Here is a 4,808-nt window from a genome sequence, read left to right on the forward strand (position 1 = left end):
TCAACTTTAAAGATATCAAGGAGTTAAGAATCTTTCCCCGCAACGGTTGCTTCTATGCTGAGTTCGTCTATCTTCTACCTTCTGTAACAGCAGATGTAGATCTCTCACGAGTGTTAGGTATCGACCCCGGTCTTGACAACTGGATGACCTGTGTTTCTAACGTGGAGACCAGCTTTATTGTTGATGGACGTAAACTAAAGAGTCTTAATCAACTATATAACAAACGGGTTGCAACCATTAAGTTGAGGAAAGCTCAGGGATTTTGGGACGAAGAATTAGCCTCTCTCACGGAAAGGCGCAATAGGCAAGTAAGAGATGCAGTTAATAAAGCCGCTCGTGTCGTCATCAACCATTGTCTCCAACATCGAATCGGAACAGTCGTTTTCGGTTGGAATCAGCGCAACAAAGATGGCATTGAGTTAGGGAAAAAGACAAACCAAGAGTTTGTCCAAATTCCTACCGCTCGTCTCAAAAACAGGATTGAGCAACTGTGTGAACAATACGGAATTCGGTTCATAGAAACTGAAGAAAGTTATACCTCTAAAGCTAGTTTTCTCGACAACGACCCTCTGCCTGTATTCGGCTCCAAGCCGGAAGGGTGGAAGGCTAGCGGAAAGCGAGTCAAACGAGGAATGTACCGCACCAAAAATGGAGAATTTGTCAACGCCGATGCTAACGGTGCTGCTAATATCCTCCGCAAAGTAGAGATACAGCTAGGTCTTGATCTAGCCAAGGTCTGTAGGGCGTTTTTGACTGCGCCATCCAGGGTTTTTCTTTGGAACTCTAAGAAGACAAAAAGAAGGGACGCGGCTTGAGCCGTGGTCCGCAGTATCCTCTTAGAATCCCCCGCGTTTCAACCGGGGGAGAAGTCAACTGTTGTTAATGATAAAAATTAATGGGTAGAAGTTATGACACCTGAGAGTCTGTATCACGTTCTGCCATCAATGGAACTGTTGAAAAGGCGTCGAGTAGCAGACGTCATGACACCCGAAATCATTAACGTTCCCCCCACAAACTCTGTATTAACGGTAGCGCAACGTCTAGCCGAGTATGGAGTTAATTATGTCGTCATTGGCGAACAACAAGGAAATAGCATTACAGAGCCAAGCACGTTGTCAGAATCAGTATATCCAAGACCATTTTTTGTTCCACTTGGTATCATTACTGAACGAGATATTGTCCAATTTCAGGCATTGGAACTCGATTTAAACTTGCCGGCTTATACAGTGATGAGTTTTCCCCTATTGTGTGTAAGTCCAGAAGAGTCGTTATGGACAGCTCATCAGAAAATGCAGCAGTGGCGAGTACAGCAATTAGGAGTCTGTAGTCATCAAGGAAAACTGTTGGGCATGATTACTCAAACCAACATCCTACAAACCCTCGACCCAACCCAGTTGTATCACTTTATTCAAGACTTACAGCAGCAACTGCATCAACAGCGTCAAATCATTTCCTCACTCCAAGCTGAAAATCGACATCTGCGACAAAATAGCGATGAGGGAGATAGGGGAGAATGTAGAGACGTAGCATGCTACGTCTGGGGAGCAGGGGGAGATAGGGGTGAGTTTAGTCATATAAGAGTAACAAAAAACGATAATAGTGAAAAGAGCCCTTACAGATACCCAATGACACCTCTGGTTACTCAAAACGCAGACGGTGAAATCGGTAACTCCTGGGATCAAGTGATCCCCATGGAACTGAGGGAATGCCAACAAACGCAAGGGATTCTGCAAACTTTAAACCGTATTCTCAAAACCCTTAGTGAATCCCACCGAATATTGATGAGTGCCACCCAGGAATCTGAGCTATTCCAGAAGATTTGTTGTCTGATTGTGGAGGTAGGGGAGTATCGGGGTGCTTGGGTTGGCTTGACAACTGACGATACGTGCCAAACAGTGCAACCTGTAGCTGGATTTGAAGCGTTAAAGAAGGCAGAACACTTCAAGAAGTCAGAAGGTAAGGAAGAGTCTGAACTAAATAATTCTGAGAATAAGCAGTATCTAGAACGATTTGTTATGCCTGAGTTTAACCCATCCTCAGGTGAATCTCCTGTTGATAGCGTTTGGCAAACTGGACAACCGATAGTTTGTCGCCATATTCAGACTGATCCGAAGTTTACACCCTGGCGATCGCACGCCTTACAACAAGGGTATGGGGCGTTGATTATTCTACCGTTACAGGTTAAAGATCAGCCGTTGGGTGTGTTAACTATCTACGCGATGAACTCCGGATCATTTGTGCCGGAAGAGGTGCAGTTATTGAAAGAATTAGCTAATGATTTAGCCTCTGGCATTGAGTGGTTACGCACCCACCTTGCCCGTGAACAAGCCGAAGCTGAATTATGTCAGTTAAATCAAGAACTCGAAAGTCGGGTACAACAGCGCACGGCTCAACTTCAACAGGAAATTCAGAAACGTGAAGGGATAGAAGCGGCATTACAGCAAGAGTTTGATCTATTATCCCTTGTTATGGAAACCAGTCCTGTAGGGATCATTTGGGTGAATCCGCAGGGACAAATCATGCTGATTAACCATCAGGCGGAACAGATTTTTGGTTTACATTCGGAAGACATTCACTCAGATAATCAAGATAAATTGGTTTGGCACAATCAGGATGATCCGGGGAATTTAATTGGAGAGAAATATTTACCGTTATGGCATTTGGTAAAAAAGGCTCAGACTATTAATGACTTGCGCTATACCATTGAACGAGATGATGGGCAGCAAGTGTTACTGTCAATTAACGGCACATCATTATTTAATAAAGCTGGTCATTTTAAAGGTGTCGTATTGGCGATCGATAATGTCACCGAGCGAGTAAAAGCAGAGGAGGAACTGCAACAAAGCGAAGAACGATTTCGGACGGTTGCTAACTTTACGTATGATTGGGAATATTGGCTGAACCCGGACGGTCATTTTCTCTATGTGTCTCCTTCCTGTGAACGGATTACCGGGTATTGTGCCGATGATTTTCTCCAGGATGCCAGTTTATTAGAGTCGATTATCTATCCAGAGGATCGAGAAAAATTTGTCCAACATGGGTGTGCTAATCCGGTAACTCAGTGGGTGTCAGGAATTGATTTTCGCATCCTAACTAAAACCCGAGAGTTGCGTTGGATCTCTCATATTTGCCAATCTGTACATAGTGCTGAGGGGCGTTGGTTGGGGATACGAGCCAGTAATCGGGATATTACAGAACGCAAACAAGCCTCCGAAGCATTGCGAGAGAGTGAGAAACGTTTCCGGAGTATGTTCAATCAAGTGGCTGTAGGCATTGTCCAAGCTACGTTATCGGGTCAGTTTCTGTGGTTTAATCAAAAGTTTATTGATTTAGTGCAGTATAGTGCAGAGGAACTGCAAAACAAGACCTGCAAAGACATTACTCACCCCGATGATATTGACCAGGAACTCACTTGCTTGAATCAGTTATTGGTAGGAGAAATTGATACTTTCTCCCGTGAAAAACGCTATATTCGTAAAGATGGATCTGAGGTTTGGGTGAATTTAAGTGGGTCGCTGATTCGCAATAGTCAGGGTGAACCGAAGTCTTATATTGGTGTGGTGCAAGATATTAGCGATCGCAAACAGGCACAAGAGGATTTGCAGAGGCTGAATCAGCAACTGACAGGGCGGGTGAATGAACTGGGTAGCCGCAACCAAGAAATGGTGCTATTAGGGGAATTGAGTGACTTTCTCCAAGCCTGTTTAACGGTTGATGAGGCATATCAGGCGATCGCGACATTAGTGGCGCCCTTGTTTCCAGGGAGTTCCGGTGGAGTTTTTGCAATTAATCCGTCGGAAAATTGGGTAGAAGCTATGGCGACTTGGGGAACTACTGTAGCGAATCAGACATTGTTTTCGCCGAAAGCATGTTGGGCATTACGTCGGGGACGCCCCCATTTGGTAACCCAGCCTCAATCCGGTTTACGCTGTCCCCATATTCATTCAGATAGTTCTCCTTTAGAATCCTTTTGTGTGCCGATGATGGCACAGGGAAAAGCGTTAGGAATTTTATATATTAGTTCGCCACAGCCGGGACAATTGACTGAGGCAAAACAACGGTTAGCCCTAACGGTGGCTGAACATTTAGCCCTGTCATTAGCGAATTTAAAATTACGCGAAACACTTTCCCAACAGAGTATTCGAGATGCGCTAACTGGGCTATTTAATCGGCGTTATATGGAAGAGTCTCTAGAGCGGGAAATTCATCGAGCGCAGCGTCATCAACGACCGATGGGAATTATTATGTTAGATATTGATCATTTTAAACATTTTAACGATACCTTTGGTCATGAAGCCGGGGATGCTGTGTTACGAGAATTAGGCATATTTTTACAACAAAGTGTTCGGGCGTCGGATATTGCTTGCCGTTATGGGGGTGAGGAATTAATGCTAATTTTACCAGATGCTTCACTAGCGGATACTAAGCAACGGGCGGAACAAATTCGCCAAGATGTTAAGGGTTTGCAGATCGAGTATCACCATCAACTATTAGATGCGATCGCGATTTCTGTGGGTGTGGCGGCGTTTGCTGAACATGGTTCCACGGCACAGGAACTGATTGCGGCGGCGGATCGGGCACTTTACCAGGCTAAAGCCCAAGGACGCGATCGCGTGGTTACAGCAGATAAGTAGGTAGACATAATAAAAGTTAACGGTGGAAATCGTCATTGAAATCGCTGCTGGGTTATAAATTTGTAGGGTGGGTTAGGCGGAATTTAATTGAGGCGATAACCCATCATTGTTGGTGTTTCGCTAACCCCATCTAAATCTTGTGATTTTAGATTGGGACTGCGCTCAACCTTTGTT

Annotated in this window: 2 protein-coding genes; both read left to right on the forward strand. The window is 44.7% G+C overall.

The features are described from left to right. Positions 1-815, forward strand: an 815-nt coding sequence (locus ACLFWI_RS26930) for an RNA-guided endonuclease InsQ/TnpB family protein (protein ID WP_446415476.1), incomplete at its 5' end; no start/stop codon positions are given. Between the two features lie 93 nt (positions 816-908). After that, positions 909-4,634, forward strand: a complete 3,726-nt coding sequence (locus tag ACLFWI_RS26935; protein WP_446415477.1) for a PAS domain S-box protein — start codon at positions 909-911, stop codon at positions 4,632-4,634. Positions 4,635-4,808: the final 174 nt, after the last annotated feature.

The sequence above is a fragment of the Coleofasciculus sp. genome, from assembly GCF_046539235.1.
GTDB lineage: Bacteria > Cyanobacteriota > Cyanobacteriia > Cyanobacteriales > Coleofasciculaceae > Coleofasciculus.

Excerpts from the sequence above, each read along its gene's own strand:
- ACLFWI_RS26935 (WP_446415477.1), top strand. The coding sequence starts at position 909 with ATGACACCTGAGAGTCTGTATCACGTTCTGCCATCAATGGAACTGTTG.